Genomic DNA, 21,248 nt, shown 5'->3' with positions numbered 1-21,248 from the left:
GGGATTTACCCCGGGCCTAATTATAAATTTGGAGATTACCTTTTTATGTTCACAAGCTCCTGCAGCATTTCATCCGATGCAGAAATTATCCTAGAATTGGCCTGAAAACCCCTTTGAGTGACTATCATGCGGGTAAATTCTTCAGCCAGGTCCACATTGGACATCTCGAGGGAACCGGGACTAATCGTGCCACGCCCTCCGGTTCCTGCCATTCCAATCTGGACTTCCCCCGAATTGTTGGAAGCCATGTAGGCATTGCCTCCTGCCTTTATAAGCCCCGCCGGGTTATCAAAAACCGCTAAAACCACCTGAGCAAGTTCCATGTTCTGCCCATTGTCAAAAACCCCTGTTATTATACCTTTAGAATCCACCGAAATTCCGAGCAGCGTTCCCGCGGCATAGCCATCTTGATAGGAAAGATCCACAGTTGTTTCTTTCGCATACTGTGTCACCGCAGAAAAATCCAGTGAAAGAGAGATTGGCTCGGCACCATTAATCGCAAGTTCTACTTGATTTATTGTACTTTGATCGGTATCAAGGCTACCGACTTGATCGAACACTAGGCTTCCTTGATTATTGGTTATGTTAGATACTGTCGTATCCGATGAATCATAATTTATTACATAATCCCACCTGTTTAAATCCGCTTTAGTAAAAGTAATAATAAGATTGTGGGCATTACCTTTTGAATCGTATACCCTAAACGGGATATTGTACTGGGCACCCATGCTGTCTGCATCATTTAAATTTTTCGCAAATCTCACTTCACCTGTAGCCTTAGCAGGCATCATCATTCCTTTTTGTATCCTTATGGATGTTATATTCTGCGGGGTCTTTTCGGATGTGCCCTGCCATCCCATCACTTTTAGGCCGTTAGAGGTATTTACGAAGTTACCCTCTTCATCAAAACCGAAATTTCCTGCCCTTGTATAGTAATAGTTCAGGCCATCTGAAAGGATAAAAAATCCGTCTCCTTCAATGGCAAGATCCGTCATGTTCCCCGTGGCCTCGAGGCTTGAAGGTGTGTGGAGCGTATCTATGGATGCTACCGTCATCCCAAGCCCCACCTGCATGGGGTTGGTCCCACCCCTATTTCCCTGGGCAGACGACGCTCCTTTTATCGTTTGGTATAAGGCATCTTGAAAAGTAACGCGGCTCTTTTTAAAGCCCACGGTATTTACATTGGCTATGTTATTTCCGATAACATCCATCATTGTCTGGTGATTTCTCAGGCCTGTCACGGCCGAGAACATCGAGCGCATCATGGTTTATTCCTCCTCCTAGACTTATCATCAGCGCCTTTACTCCCTCGGTCGTTCGGGAGTCCCGAGCCCCCTTAAAAGGTCCGGCTCACATTATCACGGCACCGTCAATATTTGTAAATAAATTCTCCTTTAAGTTAGGTCCATCCACCGCCGTTATGATAGTCCTGTTTTTGATACTGACAACGAAAGCTATATCGTTTATCAGGATTAGCGATTCCCTTACCCCTTTTTTCTCTGCTTTTTCTACCGCTGCGTTTAGCTTTTCCAACTGCTCAGACGTCAGATTTATATTCCGGGACGTCATCCTAAGCATGGCGTGTTTAGAAACTTTAAGCTCCCTGCCCAGCTTTTCTTCCAGGATTTTTTGAAAATCTCCGGTCGTTTTCCCTACTTCCTGCCTGGGCTTTCCTTGCCCTGCCGGTTCTATTTTATTTATCGGCAAATTTAAGGACAATTTCATATACTCGTTCATTTTCACCACCACCTAATGTAGCCAACTTTAGCTTACCTCAAACACATCTCCTACCGAAACCAGTCGTTCTTCATCGCCGACGATAAGTTTTAACTCTGCCTGCCCAAATGAAATTCCTTTTACTACTCCAGCCGCAAAGCCATTTTCATCGACGGCTTTCACATTTTTCCCAATAAGGCTTATGGCAGAAACTATGGAAATCTGCTTGTTAAGGTTCTGAAGCTGTTCTAATGTCGAAAAAGTAGCAAGTTGGGCTATATATTCTTTACTTTCTAGAGGTTCAAGGGGATTTTGAAACTTCAATTCGGTTATCAACAGCTTTAAGAAGTCATCCTTAGAAAGGGCTGATTTCTTCGTCGTGTAATCGCCGCTATTTCCCATTATTCCTAAAATCCTGCCGCTTTCAATAATATTCAAGGCCTCGCCCCCTTTCACACTATGTAATTTATTATACTAAAACCATCCGAAATCCCGTAAAGAGCTTTATCTTGAGTTACTTCTCCAATGGGTTTTTCTATCATCCCTCTTACTCCTTCACTAGTTTTAAGGACCTTACGGTAATGGCTGTTATTATACCGATCATTTTCGTATTTTTCGCCTTGTTGCCGCATATCAAATTGCATAGGAAAATCGTAAATTTTTATATCGCTTAACTCATAACCCTGTTTTGCCATTTGACCTTTTATTTCTTGAATGCTCGACTGCAGGAGTTCTTTCATTATCGCATTTTTAACGAAAAATTCTGCCTTTACTTCACCCTTATCCTGTGCGATTCTCACCATCATTTCACCCAGATATTCCGGCTTTATCTTTATTTTTATTTCTTTCATCGATCCCTCTTTCACGGCGACTTGAACTTTCTCAACTAGTTCATCGAATATCGCATCTTTTATAAACAGGATTTTTTCTTTGTAGTTATCTGGGATTAACTTTTCATTTTTTTCGAAAACGACATTAATTGTATTTGTTTTTTCTGCCGAAGGGATTTGTAAAATGATTTCAAAAGTTTCTACGTTAATCTCAGGCACTTTTGGTACTCCTCGTGATACTCTTTGTCCATCTTTTTCCATTACTACTTTCTCAAAATCTAATATTTCCCCTTTTTTTTCATTCATAAGTTTGATCTCTTTTGGCACCTCTTTTTGTTTTACTGCCCTGTCTTTCATCGCATTTGATACCCTTGTGTTTTCATAAGATGTCGAATTATTCATTAAAGTAGATTTTGTATTTACAATTATTACCTCGTTTTTTCCTTTATATGCATTCGCTGTGTTATCTTTTGGAACTTCTATCGGTGAGGGAAAAGACCTTTTTTCGGAATCTAACAACATATTAACTTCTCTTGCTTTATCGCCGATTATTTCCGCAATTTTAAATTCTGCTGCTTCGTTATTAATGGTGTCCGGTTCGCCCAACTCTAACTTGATTGCATTTAGTTTCTCACCGCAGGGCAATAAGTTTAATAACTGCATTAGTAGGACAAAATTATCAGGCGACTCATCATCCTTCCCCGAACCTTCAACATTTTTGGCCTCTTCCAGGAGAAGTTCAAGCAGTTGGTCAAAATTTGAATAATATTCCATATAGGCAATTTTTGCTTTCTGTAATTGTGAAGGAGTATAAAATTTATTCTCAATTACCGGAGCGCTAATAGCAGTAACTATCTGGCCTGTCACCTTTTTTCACCCCCTTTCTACAGTTTTTAAATTCTAAAATTACTGTTCACCCGAGAGTTTTTTGGTCAATGCAGCCGCTTTTTTTGGGTCCATATTTGCTAAAATTTCAGCTACAGCTTCTTTTTTCATATTCTTGAAAATCCTTATCACCACTTCATCTTCCAATGTTTCCATGATAGTTGCAGCCTTATTGGGGGCCATTAACTCATAGTACTGGGCAATATTTTTAATGTCATCCAACGTTTGTTCAACTCTCGCTTTTTCTTGATTTAGCTTTGCCTCTCTTTCATTAAGTTCCCATTCCTTTTTTTCCAACTCCTTTTGCTTTTTATTTATCTCGCTAGCCTGCCTGTTTAATTTTTGCCATTCGGCATCGAGTAAGCTTTTTTCTTTTTCTAATTGCTCCACAAGACTCTGTTCGTTTGACGAACTTTTAACTAAACGAGCACCTACAAAAGGAATCCTTGTCATCATACTGCTTAAAGGAAGACTTTTCGACCTGGATATTAAAAACCACCCGGCAAAAATTATCGCCAAAATTAGCAACACGATTAAACCAAATATTGCTATTTTGAACTGAGAACTTTTATTTTCAACACCCACTATTACTACTCCTCCCCTCCTCGCCTGATGTAAGCGAGTGAGGCAATATCGTCCAAAATTTTTTGTTCCTCCCGATTCAGCTCTATAAGATAATTAGCGTACTTTTTCTCTTTTAATTTTTCTATTACCTGTCTTTCTCGTCTTGCTGCCAAATACAACCTCGATATTTCTTTCGATTTCATAATAGCCGCATTAACCTTTGATTCTTGATTTTTCACCCTCTCATTTAAGGCATTAATACTCGACTCGTAAAGTATTAATTCAGATGCTTTCAGCGATCGCTGCAATTTTTTTTCCATCACCTGCTTTATATCGTTCTTTTTCTCTTTTAAAGCTAAAAGCTCCTGCTTTTCTCTTTCAAGAACCTTGTGAGCCTCTATTAGCTGATGCTCCCTAATTTGTTCAATTTTTTGCTTTATTCTCAATGCAGTATTCAAATTAAATTTAAAACGCTTCATTTTGATTTTCTACTCTCCTTCAAAAATCCTCTTTAATTGCCGCAGAGTCTCTTCAAAATCTACTTTTTCGTCCACATCCTGGATTAGAAACTTTCTTATTTCATCGATATATCTCAAAGCTTCATCGATTTTAGGATTGCTCCCCTTAATATAAGCACCAAGGTTAATAAGGTCTTCTGATTCGTTGTATATGGAAAGCAGGCTCTTTAGTTTAGCAGCAAGTTCCTTATGACTTTCGGAAATAACGTCATTCATAAGCCTGCTTATACTTGATAAAACGTCAATAGCAGGATAGTGGTTTTTATTTGCAAGAGCCCTTGAAAGCACGATATGTCCGTCTAGAATACCCCGGACACTATCTGATATCGGTTCGTTTAAGTCATCGCCATCTACCAAGACCGTGTAAATTCCCGTAATAGAGCCTTTGCTCGATGTACCTGCTCTTTCCAGCAACTTAGGTAAAACGGCAAAAACCGAAGGAGTATAACCTCTTGTCACGGGCGGTTCACCTGATGCTAGACCCACTTCCCGCTGCGCCATGGCAAACCTCGTAACAGAATCCATCATCAAAAGTACATCGAGCCCCTTGTCCCGAAAATACTCAGCAATAGCCGTAGCCGTAAAAGCTGCCTTAGTCCTTACAAGCGGAGGTTTATCCGATGTGGCAACGACCACAACGGACTTTTTCAATCCGTCTTCTTTCAAATCCTTTTTTATAAAATTGTTTAGTTCCCTTCCCCTCTCGCCTACGAGGGCTATGACATTTACATCTGCCTTTGTGTTTCTTGCAATCATGCCCAATAGGGTGCTTTTCCCAACCCCACTTCCTGCAAAGATACCTATCCTTTGGCCCCGTCCACAAGTTATTAGAGCGTCTATGGCCTTTATCCCCAGCGGTAAAGGGGTGTCTATCGGAGCTCGGTCTACCGGATTTGGAGGAGAGTTATACAGCGGATAATAATCACGGCTTTTTATAGGCCCTCTTCCGTCAATCGGATTGCCCAATCCATCCAAGATTCTGCCCAGCAGCTCGTCTCCAACCGGAACCATTAATTTTTTACCTGTTGCCTCCACTTCTTCACCTGGCGCAATGCCATCCATATCTCCAAGTGGCATCAATATTATCTTTTCGTCATGAAAACCTACCACTTCAGCTAAAATCTTTTTCCCGGGCCTGCGGGAAAGTCTTATCTTGCAAATCTCTCCAATTTCTGCAGGAGGGCCCTGGGACTCTATTGTGAGGCCTACAATTTTAGATATTTTCCCTTTTATTTTCAAAGTATCTGCCTCATCTATAATTGTCTTGTAGTTTTCGAAAAAACTTTTATTCATATAGAACTTCCATTTCAACCAATTCTGCCCTTAGGTTTTCAAGCTGGGTGCGTAAACCAGCATCTATTTCAAAACAGTTTCCTAGTATTATGCACTCACCATCAGAAAGCGTCGGGTCCATAACAAAATTGACTTTTCTTTGCCTCGCCATTTGGCTGATTTCTTTTATTTCTCCTTCAAGTCTTTGAAAATCCTTTTCGCTTATCCTAACCAACACGTCTTTTTCCTGCCCTATTTTCTCAAAGGCAGACTTAACTATTCCAAGTATATATCTGCTATCTACCTTGGCATGCTCCATTAATATTTTTTCGGCAATGTAAAAGGCTAGTTTTAAGCATTCCTTTTCCATAACATTCAAATACTCTTTGTTTTGATTTAAAAGGTTCTCCCTCAATCCATTGAACTGCTCCAAATATTTTTCAAAGAGGGTCCGCACTTTTCTTTCAGCATCTTCCTTCCCTTTCCTAAAGCCATCTTCATAACCTTTTTCGAAAGCTTCTTTTTCTATCTTTTCTTGTTTTTCCATAGCCTCTTTTATAATTGCTTTACTTTCTTCCTTTGCTTTTTCGATTATTTCTGATGCTTTCTGAGCAGCATCGTCAATAAGTTTGCTAGCCTTACTCTTGTAAAACGCTTCAAGCGAAAAGCAGACCCTATCCTTTATGGTATTCTCGGTTTTTAAGGTTCGAAAATGTAAATCCTTTATTTTATATGGAGTTTCCCTTGAAACCTCGACACCTTTCAAAACTTTAGACAATTATGTCATCGCCTCCTCCGCGGGAAATAATTATCTCACCTGCATCCTCTAGCTTTCTTATGACATTCACAATCTTTTGCTGGGCTTCTTCTACATCTCTGAGCCTTACGGGACCTAAGTATTCCATGTCCTCCTTTATCATTTCGGCCTGGCGTTTTGACATATTGCTGAATATCTTATTTTTCACCTCTTCACTCGCTCCTTTGAGCGCCAGCACCAGGTCTTGGTTATCTACTTCCCGCAATATCCTTTGGACCGACCTGTTGTCAAGTGTCAATATGTCTTCAAATACAAACATCCTCTTCCTTATCTCTTCTGCCAATTCCGGATTTTCCATCTCAAGGGCTTCTATTATGTTCTTTTCTGTGCTGCGGTCTACCCCGTTTAAAATGTTTACTATAGCCTGTATTCCGCCAACATTGGTATAATCCTCAACTACTATCGAAGAAAGTTGCCTTTCCAAGACCTTCTCCACTTCCATGATGACTTCGGGCGAAACCCTTTCCATTGTAGCAATTCGTTTTGCTATATCTACCTGTTTTTCCGGCGGCAGCGACGAAAGAAGCATTGCGGCCTTTTCTGGTTGAAGGTACGCCATTATCAGGGCTATGGTCTGCGAATTTTCGTTTTGTATAAAATTCAAAAGCTGGGAGGGGTCGGCCTTTCGAACAAAATCGAAGGGCCTGACCTGCAATGTCGAAGTTAACTTGTTGATGATTTCAAAAGCCTTCTGGGTGCCCAACGCCTTTTCTAATATTTCTTTTGCGTATTCTATCCCACCCTGAGCTATGTAATCGTTTGCCACCATCATTTGGTAAAATTCTTCGAATACGGCTCTCCGTTCCTCATCTCTCACTTTTCTCAAACTTGCAATGTCTATCGTCAACTGCTCTATCTCTTCTTCCTTCAAATAGCGATATATTTTCGAAGCCACTTCAGGCCCCAGAGCAACCATGAGTACAGCCGCTTTTTGTCTTCCGCTAATTTTAGACAAGGGCATTACTAACACCTCTTATTCTTCGTTTAACCAAGTTCTAATGATTTTTGCAACTTCTTCGGGTCGCTGCCTAGCAAGCCGTTCAATGTTTTTAAATAACTCTTCTTTTTCATCGATTTCTACCGATGCAGCCTGTTGGGCTTCCGTGAGTTTTTGTGCAAGTTTTTCCTCTTCCATTTGGAGCTTCCGTCGCATCAAATTCCGGTACAAAACAACAAGTATTGCGACAAAAGCTAGAACTGTTACGATAATTATTACCATCTGTCTTTGCCTGCTTCGGGCTTCCTCACTCAACTGCCTCGAAAGCATGTCAGCAAGCTGCGTGTCAAAAGCCATCCCTTCTACCGTTATCTGGTCCCGCTGTATATCATAACCAACTGCGTTTCCGACTAGAGCAACTATTTTTTCTTTTTCATCATCAGTCAGTTCCCTGTTTATGACAACCGAAACAGTAAGCTTTCTAACGGCTCCAGGTGCAACCGCAATATTTTCCTTCGATTCGTTTAATTCATAGTTGCGGATTATTTCGCTCTTTTGATAATCAGAAGTTCCTCCTTGGTTTTGCTGCTGATATGTCCCTATGTTACTTCCCGCTCCTGGTTCTCCCTGCGGAACGTTACCTTGCCCTGAAAAATATTCCCTCAATTCCTGGACACTTCTGAGCAATCCTTCGTTAATTTCCGGATTCGGTGGGGAAAACATCCGGTTTTCGACCGTTTTTTTATCAAAGTTAAGCTGGGCGTTTACCCGTACAGCCACATTACCCGGACCGAATATCTGCTCAAGAAGCGACTGCACACTGGATTGCAGCCGTTTCTGAAAATTTTCCTGAATGGCAAGCTGAGCGTTAACTAATTCCTTCGCATTCTCCTCTTCTGAAAGAGGTATATTTGATAATATCCTCCCGTGTTCATCTACAATCGTAATGTTTTCCGGCTTAAGTCCTTCAACAGAGTGGGCAATTAGATTTATGATACCCCTTGTTTCCTCTCCAGTGAGTTCTCTCCCTGGTTTAATTTTCAGAAAAACCGCTGCCGACGGTTCTCGCTGGGCATTTGGTTCTACGAAAAGGCTCTTCTGCGGTTGAACGATATGTACGCGAGCTGTCTCTACCTGCTCCATTTCCTCTATTGTCCTTGCCAGCTCACCCTGCAGAGCCTGGGTATATTGAATCTGTTTTTCCCATTCTGTAGTCCCTAGCCTGGTTTTGCCAAAGATGTCGCTGAAACCTATCTGTCCATCCTTTGGCAGACCTTCTCTTGCAAGTTCCAGCCTTACTTTATAGACATCTTTAGCATTGGTGAGAATTGTTCTCCCTCCATCAGTAAGCCGGTAAGGAATTTTCATATCATCCAGCTTTTTTACAACTTCTCCGGCATCTTTTTCGTCTAAGTTTGAATAAAGTACAACGTAATTCGGCCTTGTCATGAAATAACCCAAAATAGTCACCACCAAAACAACAAGGACCGCGCTCAACCCAAGCCTTATTTTCTGAGCCTTGCTCTTTGATTCCCAAAACTCCTTCAACTTTTGCCTTATATTATTAATAAATTCCATTAAATTCCACCTTCGCCTGTTATATCTGCATCCTCATAATCTCCTGGTAGGCTTCTATAGCTTTATTTCTCACTTGTATTGCCAGATCTAGAGAAAGTTTAGCCTTTTCTGCAGCGATCATCACTTCATGGACGCCTATATCTTCTCCGGCAAGCATTTTCTTTAATATATCATCGTAATTTTTTTGATAACCGTTGATCGTCTCAAAAGCCTTTTTCAATAATTCACTGAAGGAATTGTTGTTTTTGTCGTCCGCAGGCTGGGCATATAAATTGCCGATTGACTCTCCGACCCTCCCCACTTGCACTGCGTTTACCTCCCTTTTCCCTCGTCAATATTCATTACGCTTTTCCTATCTCTAACGCTTTACTAATCATGCTTTTTACCGAATTTATAGCCGTCACATTAGCTTCATAACTTCTTGTCGCCGATAGCATATCGACCATTTCCGTTACGATATTTACATTAGGCATCCTCACGTATCCGTTGACATCGGCATCGGGATGCGACGGGTCGTATATCAGCCTGAAAGGTGCATAATCTTCCTCTATAGCCACTACCCGAACTCCTTCCCCAGCAGCATTTAACAGCTTGTTTTGGAAGAGTTCTCTAAAATAAGGCTCGAACCTTTTTTCCTGAAAAATAACCCTTTTTCTCCTGTAAGGGCCTCCCTGTTCGGTACGTGTGGTATTCACATTAGCTATGTTGCTCGAAATCACATCCATCCTGAGCCTTTGTGCTGTTAGGCCTGATGCGCTAATCTCCATCGCTCTAAACATACTCATAACTTTTTATCTCCTTCCCTCGGTAATTGCCGACCTCAATAAAGAAAACTCCCTTTGAACCTGCTCGGCTAATATATTGTAAGATAAAGCATTCCTCGCAAGGTCGACCATTTCCTTATCTATGTCCACGTTATTTCCGTCGTTTCTCAAGGTTCTGTCGTTTTGGATAATAATCTTCGGCTTTACATCTCTCACCGACCATATATTTTGAATATGCTTCTCGTTGGTAGTGGAAAGGGGAAGCTTGGAACTGTTTTCCTTTAAATAGTTTTTCAGCAAATCTTCAAATATCACGTCAGACCTTTTGAAGTTAGGAGTATCTACATTGGCAATGTTGTTAGCCAGCACTTCGTGCCTTAACCATTTTACATCCATATATTTCTTTAAAAGATCTGGCATTTCGAAAATATCCATCACGCACTTCACCTTCTTTTTTCGACAATATATGCGTTTTAATCTCTTAACTTCGCCAAAAATTTATATTTTCCTGCTTTTACCTCAAAATTTAAAAATATTTAATAGGGCCATAAATCGTCGAAATAGGGAAAACTTGTCTTGTTATGTCACATTATAACACACATGGATATTTTTGTATATGATACTTTGGGACTACCAAAAAGTAAAAAAATGCGTGAAATGAAATTTCACGCATTTTTATGAGCGAACTTTTTTTAGTTCTTCCAGCAGTTTATCATTTAAGACTTTTATATATGTTCCTTTCATTCCCAGCGACCTTGATTCTATAACTCCTGCGCTCTCTAGTTTTCTCAGCGCGTTTACTATTACAGAGCGAGTTATTCCAACCCTATCGGCGATTTTGCTTGCCACCAGCAATCCTTCGCTTCCGTCCAACTCTTCAAAAATATGCTGCACTGCTTCTAGTTCTGAGAACGACAGGGTACCTATGGCAAGCTGCACCACCGCTTTCTTCCGTGCTTCCTCCTCTATCTCTTCAGTCTTCGACCTTAATATCTCCATTCCTACAACCGTTGCGCTGTACTCCGCAAGAACCAGGTCATCATCGGTAAATTTGTCACCGAACCTAGCAAGGACTAGAGTGCCTAACCTTTCCCCTCCTCCGTTTATAGGCACAATAGTCACCAATTTCCCAGGGTGCGGACATCTCTGGGTGCTGTCAAACACGCACTCGAGTTCCTCCTGAGGTATATTCGGCATCGTCTCATGAATTTCCAGCAACTTGTCATTGTACTCTTTTGGGAACATCTTCTCTTCCAGGACTTTGTTTTGTATGACGTCACAGTCGTATTCGTTAAGGAGCGCATATCCCAAAACCTTTCCTTTTCGGCTAGCCACATACGCATTGGCATTTAAAACTTCGCTCAATATTTTGCATACTTCGCTGAAATCTACAGGATAACCCGCAGATCTTTGCAGTAATTTGTTGATTCTCCTCGTTTTTTCTAGCAAATCGCTGCTCATTTTATATTTCCTCCTTTTCCGATTTTTTTAAAATTAATTGTATCACAAAATATACATGCTTAAATCCTTATCTTTGACTATATCTTTTAGTTTTTCATCGACGTAATTTTTGTCGATGACAAATTCAGTGCTGCTTTCTTTGATTTCGGAAGCGTTGAATGATATATCTTCCAATAGCTTTTCCATAATGGTATGTAGTCTCCTTGCACCAATATTTTCAGTATGCTGATTGACATGTACCGCTATACTTACTATCTCATCAATAGCATCTTCTGTAAAATGGATTTTTATTCCTTCAGTTTCCAACAAAGCCTTATATTGTTTTATTAGAGAATTCTTGGGTTCTATTAAAATTTTCTTTAAATCTTCCTTTGAGAGGCTCTTCAATTCTACGCGAATCGGAAATCTTCCCTGTAACTCGGGTATGAGGTCCGAGGGCTTAGAGATGTGAAAAGCTCCTGCAGCGATAAACAGAATATGGTCGGTCTTTACGGGTCCGTACTTTGTCATGACCGTGCAGCCTTCCACAATCGGAAGAATATCCCTTTGAACGCCTTCTCTTGACACATCGGGGCTAGTCCCGTGCTCTCTTCCGGCTATCTTGTCGATTTCATCTATAAAGATGATGCCCGTTTCTTCTGCTCTTTTTATTGCCTCCGATATGACTTCATCCATATCTATGAGCTTTTGAGCCTCTTCCTGGGTCAATATCTTCCTTGCGGTTTCGATAGTGACCCTTTTTTTCTTTTTCCGCTTAGGAATAATGCCGCTAAACAAATCCTGGAAATTTATCCCCATTTCTTCAATTCCGTAATTCGAAAATACTTCCAACACCGGCATAGAGTTGTCCTCAATTTCTATTTCTATCATTTCATTATCTATTTTCCCTGACTTAATATCTTCAAGCAGTACCTTACGCTTTTCTTTAGCCATCCTAAGCTTTCCTTCGTATTCATCATCGCTTTCTTCAATCCTCGATACATTCCCAAAAATTACTTCAAAAGGATTTTTAAAACCGGCGCTCCTTACTGGATCCGGCTGCAGTATTTCCGCAATCCTAAGCTCTGCCAGTTCCCTCGCCCTGTCTTTTACCTGCTCCATCTTCTCAACCTTGACCATTCTTATAGAAGTTTCCACTAAATCCCTTACCATTGAATCCACGTCTCGCCCGACATAGCCGACCTCAGTAAATTTAGTAGCCTCAACCTTTACGAAAGGAGCGTTTACAAGCTTTGCAAGCCTTCTTGCAATTTCCGTTTTGCCGACTCCAGTAGGTCCAATCATCAATATATTTTTAGGCATTATCTCATCTTGAAGCTCCTTAGGCAGCTTTTGCCTCCTATACCTATTTCGAAGCGCAATGGCCACGCACCGTTTGGCTTCCTGCTGGCCAACTATGTATTTGTCCAGTTCTTCAACGATCTTTCTTGGGGTTAAGTCTTCCAAAATCCTTTCCCTCCTTAGAGAACCTCCACTGATATGTAATCGTTCGTGTAAACGCATATATCCGCTGCTATTTTTAGTGCTTCTTGGACAATTTTTTCAGGAGGTAAATCCGTATATTGCGAAAGCGCTCTAGCAGCGGCAAGGGCATAAGGCCCTCCCGATCCTATTGCTGCTATACCGTCGTCAGGTTCTACCACTTCTCCGCTGCCTGATATGATGAAAATGTGCTCCTTGTCGGCCGCTATTAGTAAAGCCTCCAATTTCCTGAGCATTCTGTCGGTGCGCCATTCTTTCGCTAACTCCACGGCAGCCCTTACGAGATTGCCATGAAATTCCTCAAGTTTTGACTCAAATTTCTCAAAAAGGGTTACCGCATCAGCCACTGAACCAGCAAAGCCCGCAAGCACTTGGCCATTATATATTTTCCTAACTTTTTTAGCATGATGTTTCATTATAGTGTTTTGCCCAAAAGTAACTTGCCCGTCTCCTGCCATTGCAGCACCCTTTTGATTTACTAAGGCTACTATTGTAGTTGCTGAAAACATCAGCTATCCTCCTTTTTTTTTGCGCGGGGAAAAACCTTATCGTATATTTCCTTTAGTCTTTCTTTTGTCAGATGAGTATAAAGCTGTGTTGTGGATAAGCTCACATGCCCCAATAGCTCCTGCACAGTTTTAAGATCTGCTCCATTGTTCAACATGTGAGTAGCAAATGTATGCCTAAAAGTGTGAGGGCTAATATTTTTTTTCATAGACAATTCCTTTACATATTTATCTATAATTCTCCTCACGCTTCTATCCGTTAACTTAGTCCCGTTTTTATTAAGAAAAAGATATTCGCAGCTTAAATTTTTTACAAGGTAAGGCCTGCTTTTTTTTAAATATTCTTCCAGACTTTTCGCTGCCTTCGTCCCGAAAAACACTATTCTCTCACGGGAACCTTTGCCGTATACAATTATGAAATTGGCACCCATATTTACATCTCTCAACTTTATCGATACGAGCTCACTTACCCTCACACCGGTGGCATATAAAAGCTCCATGATAGCTCTATCGCGTATCCCCAGCACATCCTTGTTCGGAGCTGAAAGCAGCGCTTCTATTTCTGCGGGATATAAAAACAGCGGCAATTTCTTGGGGAGCTTCATTCCTTGCACCATTTTGGTAGGATCTTCCGATATTATTCCTTCTTTAGTGAGATATTTAAAAAAGCTTCTTAAAGCTGAAAGTTTTCTGGTTATGCTTTTTTTTGCAACCCCTTTTTCCTTTAAATAGGCCAGAAAACCTCTTATATCCAGGTGAGTTATATTCTTCAAACTCTTTGTTTCGGACATTTTATTCTGTTCCAAATATTCTATAAACTGTCCCAAGTCATTGGCATAGGCTTTCAGGGTATTCTCCGATTGGTTCTTGGCTGCTTTTATGTAATTTAAAAAACTGTCTACCACCTCGTATTCCATGGCCTATCAACCTCGCAGCGAACAACTAATATACTACCACAACCTTTGATTTTATGCAAGATTAAATTCTAAATTATTTTTAAATTATATGTTAAATTTTTTTGAAATTATGACCATAGTTAAATTTTTAATTTATTAGCTTCTATAAACTTCCTTAGCAACTCTATGGAACGCTCCGCTAAAAGCTGATTTCTCTCCTTTTTTGACTTTATTCTCCAGTCAAGCGGAGGGAGCAAACCGAAATTAGCTTTCATCGGCTGAAAATTTCTGGGATCGGCAGTAGCAACATAATTACAAAGCGACCCTATCACAGTCTCCAAAGGAAAAGAAATGGGACCTTCACCTTTAATACGCCGAACCATGTTAATTCCTGCTACTATTCCGGATGCCGCCGATTCTATATACCCTTCCACTCCGGTTATTTGCCCTGCAAAAAATAGCCCCTGAGCCGACTTTACTTCAAGCCAGGGATGTAAGAATTTAGGGCTCATTATAAACGTATTCCTGTGAACAAAACCGTAGCGCACGAACTCGGGGTCTTTTAAGCCCGGAATTTTACTAAAAACCCGTTTTTGTTCCGGCCATTTTAGGCTCGTCTGAAAACCCACCATGTTGAATAGAGTGCCTTCTTTATTTTCCTTTCTGAGTTGAACTACAGCGAAAGGTTGCTTGCCGGTTCTCGGGTCTATTATTCCTACCGGCTTTAACGGTCCGAAAAGAAGCGTCTTGGGGCCTCTTTTTGCCATCACTTCGATGGGCATACATCCTTCGAAAAATACCGGCTTTTCAAATTCTTTAAGGGGATGGACTTCGGCACTTATCAGTTCGTTGTAAAACTCCATATACTCCTCTTCTGTCATCGGCAAATTCACATAATCTTCGTCACCCTTGTTATACCTCGAACCCCAGAAAGCAACATTCCAATCTATGGAATCCCTAGTAATGATAGGAGCAGCAGCATCGTAAAAGTATAGGTATTCTTTCCCCAAAAATTCGCTTATAGCTTTAGATAATGCCTCTGAAGTTAGAGGACCAGTCGCTATAATGGCAGGAGGCTCGGGTATATCAACCACTTCTTCCCTCTTTATCTCAATTAGGGGGTGTTCTTCAATTGCAGCAGTTACAGCCGAGGAAAACTTTTCCCGGTCCACTGCGAGAGCCGCACCGGCCGGAACGCTGTTTTCCTCGGCTTTTTCTATGATCAAAGAGCCCAAAAGCCGCATTTCTTCTTTTAAAAGCCCCGCAGCATTGGTAAGCTCGTTAGATCTAAGAGAATTGCTGCATACAAGCTCGGCCAGTTTGTCGGTATGGTGGGCCGGAGTAGTCTTTAACGGCCTCATCTCGTAAAGTTCTACCTTAAATCCCATATTTGCGATATGCCATGCCGCTTCGCATCCAGCCAACCCGCCACCAATGACCTTTATCTTTTCCATCTTTCATCCCTCCGATTTTTTATAGCCACATTCGGGATTAATACATACTGCGACCTTTTCGTTTCTCACAGTCTTTTCCACCATCAAGCTGCCGCAACGGGGACAAGGGATTTCGCTGGGTGGGTCCCACAATACAAAATCGCAGTCGGGATAGTTACTGCATCCGTAGAATTTCCGTCCTTTTTTTGATTTTCTAACTACTATATCGCCGCCGCACTTGGGACATTTGACGCCAAGTTGCTCTATTAGCGGCTTTGTGTTGCGGCATTCCGGGAAGCCAGAACACGCCATAAATTCGCCGTACTTTCCGCGTTTTATCACCATATTTCTGCCGCATATCTCACACTTTTCATCAGTAACTTCATCTTCAATTTTTACTTCCTCGATTTTTTCTTCGGCTATCCTCAGCTTTTCCTTGAAAGGACGGTAAAATTCCTCTACGATTCGCTGCCAGTTTTCCTCTCCTGATTCTACTTTATCCAACTGACTTTCCATTTCCGCAGTAAAATCAAGATCCACTATATCACTAAAGTATTCCTTTAATATTTCCGTCACTATTTGTCCTAATTCCGTCGGCTTAAACCTTCCCTTTTCCTTTTTTACGTAACCTCTTTTTTGAATGGTATCTATGATAGGCGCGTAGGTGCTCGGACGGCCTATACCCCTTTCCTCCAACGCTTTTACCAGCATGGCTTCAGTATACCTGGGCGGCGGCTGGGTAAAATGCTGTTCGGGTTTGATTTGCAAAAGCACAAGAGTCTGCCCTGCAGTAAGTTCGGGCAGCAAACCTTCTTCCCTTTCCGTTTCTTCGTCGGCTCCTTCTGTATAAACGGCCATGAAACCAGAAAATTTAAGGGTTGAACCTGAAGCCTTAAAAATATACTCCCCCGCTTTTATTTCCGCCGAAACAGTATCGTACACCGCCGGCGCCATCTGGCTTGCTATAAACCTTTCCCATATCAATTTATAGAGTTTGTACTGGTCAGCAGTCAGTGAGTTTTTAATAGATTCGGGATGCCGGAAAACGGAAGTGGGTCTTATTGCTTCATGTGCATCTTGAATATTCTTTTTGCTTTTTTGAGCCAACGAACCGCTTCCTATATATTCTGTTCCATAATTTTTCAATATATACTCTCTAGCCTCTTTTTGAGCTTGTTCCGATATTCTTGTCGAATCGGTCCTTATATACGTTACAAGGCCGACAGTGCCCTCTCCCTCGATATCAAGTCCCTCATAAAGCTGCTGGGCTACCATCATCGTCTTCTTTGCGGTAAAGCCCAGTTTCCTTGCAGCTTCTTGCTGCATGGTGCTCGTCGTAAAAGGCGGTGACGGATTTCGGCGACGCTCGCCTTTTTTGACCTCTACTACCGTAAAGATTTCTTTTTGCAAATCGGCTACGATTTTTTCCACCGCATTACGGTCTTTCAGATTTAGTTTTTCGTCGCCCCTGGAATGAAGCTTGGCAAGGAAAACATTACCACCATTCTGACATGCAAGTTCCGCCTCAATTGTCCAGTATTCTTCAGGGACAAATTCATCTATCTCTTTTTCCCTGTCGCATATCATCCTCACGGCCGCCGATTGGACCCTGCCGGCACTCAATCCCCCCTTGACCTTGCGCCACAAAATCGGGCTAATTTTGTAGCCTACCAGTCGGTCCAAAATTCTTCTCGCCTGCTGGGCATCTACCAGATTCATATCTATCTTTCGAGGGTGGCGCAAGGATTCGGAAACAGCATTTTTTGTTATTTCATGGAATTCCACTCTGCACGGGGATTCAAGGGGAAGCTCCAAAAGATGCGCAAGATGCCACGATATAGCCTCGCCCTCTCTATCAGGATCGGTAGCAAGCAAGACATTTTTTACTTTAGCAGCTTCTTTTTTCAGGTTTTCTATCAAGGGCCCTTTCCCTCGGATGGTTATATATCTTGGCATAAAGCCATTTTCAATATCAATGCCGAGCTGGCTTTTCGGCAGGTCCCTGACATGACCCATAGAGGCTACTACTTTGTATTCCTTTCCCAAAAAACGGCTGATAGTCTTTGCTTTGGCCGGAGATTCAACGATTATTAGCGACTTTGCCATTATGATCACCTCAAATTTTCATTACATATCCTCCAGGCAATAATGTTATCATATTTTTCAGTTGAAGCCGGGTTATTACGGCGTTTATTTCCCCAGGAGGTTTATTCGTCTTTTGCACGATAAATTCTATATTCACGGGAGTATAATCTATCACCTCTAATACTTCCGATTCCTCTAACGTAAGGTCGAGCTCTTTTATTTCCGCGGAATCATTCTTCCTAAAATTCAGTTCTTCCAATATATCGTTTGCACATTCCACTAATTTCGCTCCCTGCTTTATAAGCTTGTGAGTTCCGCGGCTGTAAGGGCTGAATACACTACCGGGCACCGCAAATACGTCCCTGCCCTGCTCTAAAGCAAAATCGGCAGTAATAAGCGAACCGCTTTTTTCAGCCGCTTCTACTACCAACGTCCCCCTCGTCATACCGCTTATAATTCTATTTCTAGCAGGAAAATTGGATGGCAATGGTTTCGAATTGGCAGGAAAGCTGGTAATGACACACCCATATTTAATTATCTTTTTCATAAGTTCGTGGTTTTCCGGGGGATAAACAACGTCTATACCGCATCCCAGAACGGCCGTGGTGGGACCGCCGGCTTTTAGAGCGCCTTTATGTGCAAAAGAATCGATGCCCCGGGCCATCCCGCTTACGACGTTTATATTGAATTCTGCAAGTTCTCCGGCTATTTGCTCCGCTACTTTTTGCCCGTAAGATGTGGGTTTTCGCGTTCCCACTATTGCAATAGATTCCATATTCAACGCAGATGCTTCTCCCAGAACGTAAAGTACCACGGGCGGATCATAAATTTCCGCCAAAAGCCGGGGATACTCTTCGTCTTCGATGGTTATTATTTTAGCTCCAAGTTTTTTTATCCTTTCTATCTCATCAAAAGGATTAACTTTTTTTCTGAATTCTAATATTGTATCGCATATTTGTGGAGTAATGCCAGGAGCATCCATCAATCTTTCTCTCGTCGCGTTCATAAAATCCGAATAGGTGTTAAAGCAATTTAATAATCCCCTTATCCTCACTGGCCCGAGGTAGGGGATCATATTTAGAGCCACCAACAACTCAAGCTCTGCCATTGCCATCCCTCAGTATATTAGTATTCTATACCAGCTTGCGCAGATATACCTTTTTTGTAATGGTGCTTTATTTCTTTTACTTCGCTCACCATATCAGCTTTTTCCATTAATTTTTCCGTAGCATAACGACCCGTCAGTACCAGCGTGGTCCTCTCGGGTTTTAAATCTATTAAATTTAGAACCTCTTCTTCGGGTATCAGGCCGTAATCTACGGCCACGTTTATTTCATCAAGTATGACAAGGTCATACTCTCCGCTGGAAATTATATTCCTGGCCAACTCAATACCTTCTCTTGCAATTTTCAAATCTTCTGGAGCGGGGTTTCCTTTTTTAACGAAGCAATCTCTCCCCTTTTGAACCAGTTGGAGATTGGGTAAATACTTTGCAGCCTGTACTTCACCGTAATCAGGACTCCCTTTCATGAACTGAATCATATATACTTTTTCACCGTGTCCGATTGCCCTCAAAGCCAACCCAAAAGCTGCAGTAGTTTTGCCCTTGCCATTTCCTGTATAAACCAAAACCAGTCCCTTTTTGGAATTCACAAATATCACTCCTTTAACAAAAAATGATAACATATATTCCCTTTTTGGTCAAAGATTGTTGTGGCAAAATATTGCTTGTCACAAAATGGTATTTTTTGCTATGTCCCGGGAAATTTTTTACTCATACCTTTAAATATTGGAAGTATTTATCCAGGTTCCTAAATTGCAGGGCCTCGGCCAGGTGAATTTCTTTGATGTTTTCCGACTGATCTAAATCCGCTATTGTCCTCGCCAACTTCAGAATTTTATTGTAAGCCCTTGCACTTAACTTTAACTTTTCGAAAGCCTCCTTCATTAAAAGTTTTTCACCCTTGCTCAGCTTGCAGTATTTATTTACCATAGCCGGGGTAAGCTGGGAATTATAAAAAATGTTTTGCCCCTTATAACGCATAAGCTGCATGCTTCTTGCCACTTCAACCCTTTTTCTTATTGTGGCCGAATCCGTAGAACTCGTTTTTTCCAAATCGGAAAACGCAACGGGTAAAACACCTACCTGCATATCTATCCTATCAAGTAGCGGCCCTGAGATTTTGCTCAAATAACTATGCACTTTGTGTGGCGGGCAGGAACATTCGTGGAAAGGGTCCTGAAAATATCCGCACGGACATGGATTCATAGCCGCAACAAGCATGAAACTTGCAGGATAGGTAACCGTCGCGTTCATTCTCGAAATGGTTATCTTGCCTTCTTCCAGCGGTTCGCGAAGCAGTTCCAAAATTTCCTTCGAGAATTCCGGCAACTCGTCTAAAAATAAAACACCATGGTGTGCAAGACTTACCTCGCCAGGCCTTGGTATTCGACCACCGCCCACCAACCCCACCGGGGTAATACTGTGGTGGGGTGCCCTGAACGGCCTAGTCTTTATCAAAGAAGATTTGCCCACCAAAAGCCCGGCAATACTGTAAATTTTTGTTAATTCTAAGGATTCTTCAAAAGTCATGGAAGGTAAAATCGTGGGAATACGCTTTGCTATCATCGTCTTGCCCGAACCGGGAGGTCCAACCATTATGAGATTGTGATGGCCGGCTGCCGCTATCTCCAAAGCTCTTTTTATAACCTCCTGCCCCTTTACCTCCGAAAAGTCTCCTTCGAAATCTACGCTAAACGCATCCTGGACTTTAGACGCTATCTCATCCGGTTTAAATCCACCTTTAAAATATTCCACTGCTTCCTTTAAACTTTTTACACCTATTACCTCTATACCTTTAATTACAGCAGCCTCCTCGGCGTTTTCCAATGGAACAACTATCCCTTTTAAAGCTTTCTGCTTTACCTCTATCGCCATAGGTAAAATTCCATTTATCGGCCTTACCCTTCCATCGAGAGATAGTTCCCCAACAATCGCGTACCCTTCTAGCGCACTTGCCGGAACTTGTTCGGTAGCAGCTAAGATACCCAAGGCAATCGGAAGGTCGAAGTGAGGGCCTTCTTTTTTTATGTCAGCCGGTGCAAGATTCAGCGTAATCCTTTTTATGGGAAAATCAAAATCCTGATTTTTTATAGCCGCTCTCACCCGCTCCCGCGACTCCCTGACCGCCGTGTCCGGAAGTCCTACAATATCGAATGCAGGAAGGCCGTTAGAAATATATACCTCCACATCGACTATGAAGCTTTCGATACCGTATATGGCGCAACTTTTTAATGAAGCTAGCATTTTTTCCTCCTGTTTTTCTTCATAAACAATATAAGCAAACTATTTTCTAAAATTCTCCACAATTATGGATTTTCCTCCTTGAAAAAGTAAAAAAGAAAACTATACAAATCCCATCAAAAATGGCATCACAATTATGCTAAAAATCTCTCATTTTGTAACAAGAAAAAAGCGTAAAAAAATTTGTTGTAGAAGGTAAA

22 protein-coding genes are annotated in these 21,248 nt (G+C 41.6%); all 22 read right to left on the bottom strand.

The window, feature by feature from the left end; translation table 11 throughout:
• Positions 1–35: 35 nt before the first annotated feature.
• Positions 36–1,265 (bottom strand): flagellar hook protein FlgE, encoded by a 1,230-nt coding sequence (locus BUB66_RS01300; protein WP_073253454.1) that lies wholly within the window; start codon positions 1,263–1,265, stop codon positions 36–38.
• Between the two features lie 85 nt (positions 1,266–1,350).
• Complete coding sequence (locus BUB66_RS01295) at positions 1,351–1,737, bottom strand: TIGR02530 family flagellar biosynthesis protein (protein WP_084098529.1); 387 nt, start codon at positions 1,735–1,737, stop codon at positions 1,351–1,353.
• A gap of 27 nt (positions 1,738–1,764) precedes the next feature.
• Positions 1,765–2,154 (bottom strand): flagellar hook capping FlgD N-terminal domain-containing protein, encoded by a 390-nt coding sequence (locus BUB66_RS01290; protein ID WP_244269701.1) that lies wholly within the window; start codon positions 2,152–2,154, stop codon positions 1,765–1,767.
• A 14-nt stretch (positions 2,155–2,168) separates the two neighbouring features.
• Positions 2,169–3,413: a flagellar hook-length control protein FliK gene (locus tag BUB66_RS01285; protein WP_073253448.1), complete on the bottom strand. Its 1,245-nt coding sequence runs from the start codon at positions 3,411–3,413 to the stop codon at positions 2,169–2,171.
• Between the two features lie 39 nt (positions 3,414–3,452).
• Complete coding sequence (locus BUB66_RS01280; protein WP_073253445.1) at positions 3,453–4,016, bottom strand: MotE family protein; 564 nt, start codon at positions 4,014–4,016, stop codon at positions 3,453–3,455.
• A 5-nt stretch (positions 4,017–4,021) separates the two neighbouring features.
• Positions 4,022–4,474: a flagellar export protein FliJ gene (fliJ, locus tag BUB66_RS01275; RefSeq protein ID WP_073253442.1), complete on the bottom strand. Its 453-nt coding sequence runs from the start codon at positions 4,472–4,474 to the stop codon at positions 4,022–4,024.
• Between the two features lie 9 nt (positions 4,475–4,483).
• On the bottom strand, positions 4,484–5,806 hold the full coding sequence (fliI, locus tag BUB66_RS01270) for a flagellar protein export ATPase FliI (protein WP_073253439.1): 1,323 nt from the start codon (positions 5,804–5,806) through the stop codon (positions 4,484–4,486).
• Positions 5,799–6,563: a FliH/SctL family protein gene (locus BUB66_RS01265; protein ID WP_084098526.1), complete on the bottom strand. Its 765-nt coding sequence runs from the start codon at positions 6,561–6,563 to the stop codon at positions 5,799–5,801. Before BUB66_RS01265 ends, fliI begins: the two co-directional genes overlap by 8 nt.
• Positions 6,556–7,563, bottom strand: coding sequence for a flagellar motor switch protein FliG (gene fliG / locus BUB66_RS01260; RefSeq protein ID WP_073253436.1), 1,008 nt, complete (start codon positions 7,561–7,563; stop codon positions 6,556–6,558). Before fliG ends, BUB66_RS01265 begins: the two co-directional genes overlap by 8 nt.
• Positions 7,564–7,575: 12 nt before the next feature.
• Entirely contained in the window at positions 7,576–9,117 is a 1,542-nt protein-coding gene (fliF, locus tag BUB66_RS01255; protein WP_073253433.1) for a flagellar basal-body MS-ring/collar protein FliF, read from the bottom strand.
• A gap of 19 nt (positions 9,118–9,136) precedes the next feature.
• Entirely contained in the window at positions 9,137–9,418 is a 282-nt protein-coding gene (gene fliE / locus BUB66_RS01250; RefSeq protein ID WP_084098549.1) for a flagellar hook-basal body complex protein FliE, read from the bottom strand.
• A gap of 40 nt (positions 9,419–9,458) precedes the next feature.
• Positions 9,459–9,902 carry a flagellar basal body rod protein FlgC gene (gene flgC / locus BUB66_RS01245; RefSeq protein WP_073253427.1) on the bottom strand — a complete coding sequence of 148 codons (444 nt, stop codon included), beginning with the start codon at positions 9,900–9,902 and terminating at the stop codon, positions 9,459–9,461.
• A 6-nt stretch (positions 9,903–9,908) separates the two neighbouring features.
• Positions 9,909–10,328: a flagellar basal body rod protein FlgB gene (gene flgB / locus BUB66_RS01240; protein WP_143156170.1), complete on the bottom strand. Its 420-nt coding sequence runs from the start codon at positions 10,326–10,328 to the stop codon at positions 9,909–9,911.
• Positions 10,329–10,556: 228 nt separating this feature from the next.
• Complete coding sequence (codY, locus tag BUB66_RS01235) at positions 10,557–11,342, bottom strand: GTP-sensing pleiotropic transcriptional regulator CodY (protein WP_073253422.1); 786 nt, start codon at positions 11,340–11,342, stop codon at positions 10,557–10,559.
• Positions 11,343–11,384: 42 nt separating this feature from the next.
• Complete coding sequence (hslU, locus tag BUB66_RS01230; protein ID WP_073253419.1) at positions 11,385–12,788, bottom strand: ATP-dependent protease ATPase subunit HslU; 1,404 nt, start codon at positions 12,786–12,788, stop codon at positions 11,385–11,387.
• A 14-nt stretch (positions 12,789–12,802) separates the two neighbouring features.
• Positions 12,803–13,333: an ATP-dependent protease subunit HslV gene (gene hslV / locus BUB66_RS01225; RefSeq protein ID WP_073253417.1), complete on the bottom strand. Its 531-nt coding sequence runs from the start codon at positions 13,331–13,333 to the stop codon at positions 12,803–12,805.
• On the bottom strand, positions 13,333–14,247 hold the full coding sequence (gene xerC / locus BUB66_RS01220; protein ID WP_073253414.1) for a tyrosine recombinase XerC: 915 nt from the start codon (positions 14,245–14,247) through the stop codon (positions 13,333–13,335). Before xerC ends, hslV begins: the two co-directional genes overlap by 1 nt.
• A 119-nt stretch (positions 14,248–14,366) precedes the next feature.
• A complete protein-coding gene (gene trmFO, locus BUB66_RS01215; protein ID WP_073253412.1) occupies positions 14,367–15,680 on the bottom strand; it encodes an FADH(2)-oxidizing methylenetetrahydrofolate--tRNA-(uracil(54)-C(5))-methyltransferase TrmFO in 1,314 nt (437 codons plus the stop codon).
• Between the two features lie 3 nt (positions 15,681–15,683).
• Positions 15,684–17,765 carry a type I DNA topoisomerase gene (gene topA, locus BUB66_RS01210; RefSeq protein ID WP_073253647.1) on the bottom strand — a complete coding sequence of 694 codons (2,082 nt, stop codon included), beginning with the start codon at positions 17,763–17,765 and terminating at the stop codon, positions 15,684–15,686.
• 10 nt (positions 17,766–17,775) lie between these two features.
• The gene (dprA, locus tag BUB66_RS01205; protein WP_244269700.1) at positions 17,776–18,858 is read right to left on the bottom strand and encodes a DNA-processing protein DprA; all 1,083 of its coding nucleotides are present in this window, start codon (positions 18,856–18,858) and stop codon (positions 17,776–17,778) included.
• A gap of 11 nt (positions 18,859–18,869) precedes the next feature.
• Positions 18,870–19,397 (bottom strand): cob(I)yrinic acid a,c-diamide adenosyltransferase, encoded by a 528-nt coding sequence (cobO, locus tag BUB66_RS01200; protein WP_084098546.1) that lies wholly within the window; start codon positions 19,395–19,397, stop codon positions 18,870–18,872.
• 121 nt (positions 19,398–19,518) lie between these two features.
• Positions 19,519–21,051, bottom strand: coding sequence for a YifB family Mg chelatase-like AAA ATPase (locus BUB66_RS01195; RefSeq protein ID WP_073253403.1), 1,533 nt, complete (start codon positions 21,049–21,051; stop codon positions 19,519–19,521).
• Positions 21,052–21,248: the final 197 nt, after the last annotated feature.

Source organism: Caldanaerovirga acetigignens, assembly GCF_900142995.1.
Lineage (GTDB): Bacteria > Bacillota > Thermosediminibacteria > Thermosediminibacterales > Thermosediminibacteraceae > Fervidicola > Fervidicola acetigignens.
This window is presented reverse-complemented; position numbering and strand designations above follow the sequence as displayed.

Excerpts from the sequence above, each read along its gene's own strand:
- BUB66_RS01300 (WP_073253454.1), bottom strand. The coding sequence starts at position 1,265 with ATGATGCGCTCGATGTTCTCGGCCGTGACAGGCCTGAGAAATCACCAG.
- BUB66_RS01295 (WP_084098529.1), bottom strand. The coding sequence starts at position 1,737 with ATGAACGAGTATATGAAATTGTCCTTAAATTTGCCGATAAATAAAATA.
- fliJ (WP_073253442.1), bottom strand. The coding sequence starts at position 4,474 with ATGAAGCGTTTTAAATTTAATTTGAATACTGCATTGAGAATAAAGCAA.
- fliI (WP_073253439.1), bottom strand. The coding sequence starts at position 5,806 with ATGAATAAAAGTTTTTTCGAAAACTACAAGACAATTATAGATGAGGCA.
- fliG (WP_073253436.1), bottom strand. The coding sequence starts at position 7,563 with ATGCCCTTGTCTAAAATTAGCGGAAGACAAAAAGCGGCTGTACTCATG.
- fliF (WP_073253433.1), bottom strand. The coding sequence starts at position 9,117 with ATGGAATTTATTAATAATATAAGGCAAAAGTTGAAGGAGTTTTGGGAA.
- flgC (WP_073253427.1), bottom strand. The coding sequence starts at position 9,902 with ATGAGTATGTTTAGAGCGATGGAGATTAGCGCATCAGGCCTAACAGCA.
- codY (WP_073253422.1), bottom strand. The coding sequence starts at position 11,342 with ATGAGCAGCGATTTGCTAGAAAAAACGAGGAGAATCAACAAATTACTG.
- hslV (WP_073253417.1), bottom strand. The coding sequence starts at position 13,333 with ATGTTTTCAGCAACTACAATAGTAGCCTTAGTAAATCAAAAGGGTGCT.
- xerC (WP_073253414.1), bottom strand. The coding sequence starts at position 14,247 with ATGGAATACGAGGTGGTAGACAGTTTTTTAAATTACATAAAAGCAGCC.
- trmFO (WP_073253412.1), bottom strand. The coding sequence starts at position 15,680 with ATGGAAAAGATAAAGGTCATTGGTGGCGGGTTGGCTGGATGCGAAGCG.
- topA (WP_073253647.1), bottom strand. The coding sequence starts at position 17,765 with ATGGCAAAGTCGCTAATAATCGTTGAATCTCCGGCCAAAGCAAAGACT.
- dprA (WP_244269700.1), bottom strand. The coding sequence starts at position 18,858 with ATGGCAATGGCAGAGCTTGAGTTGTTGGTGGCTCTAAATATGATCCCC.
- BUB66_RS01195 (WP_073253403.1), bottom strand. The coding sequence starts at position 21,051 with ATGCTAGCTTCATTAAAAAGTTGCGCCATATACGGTATCGAAAGCTTC.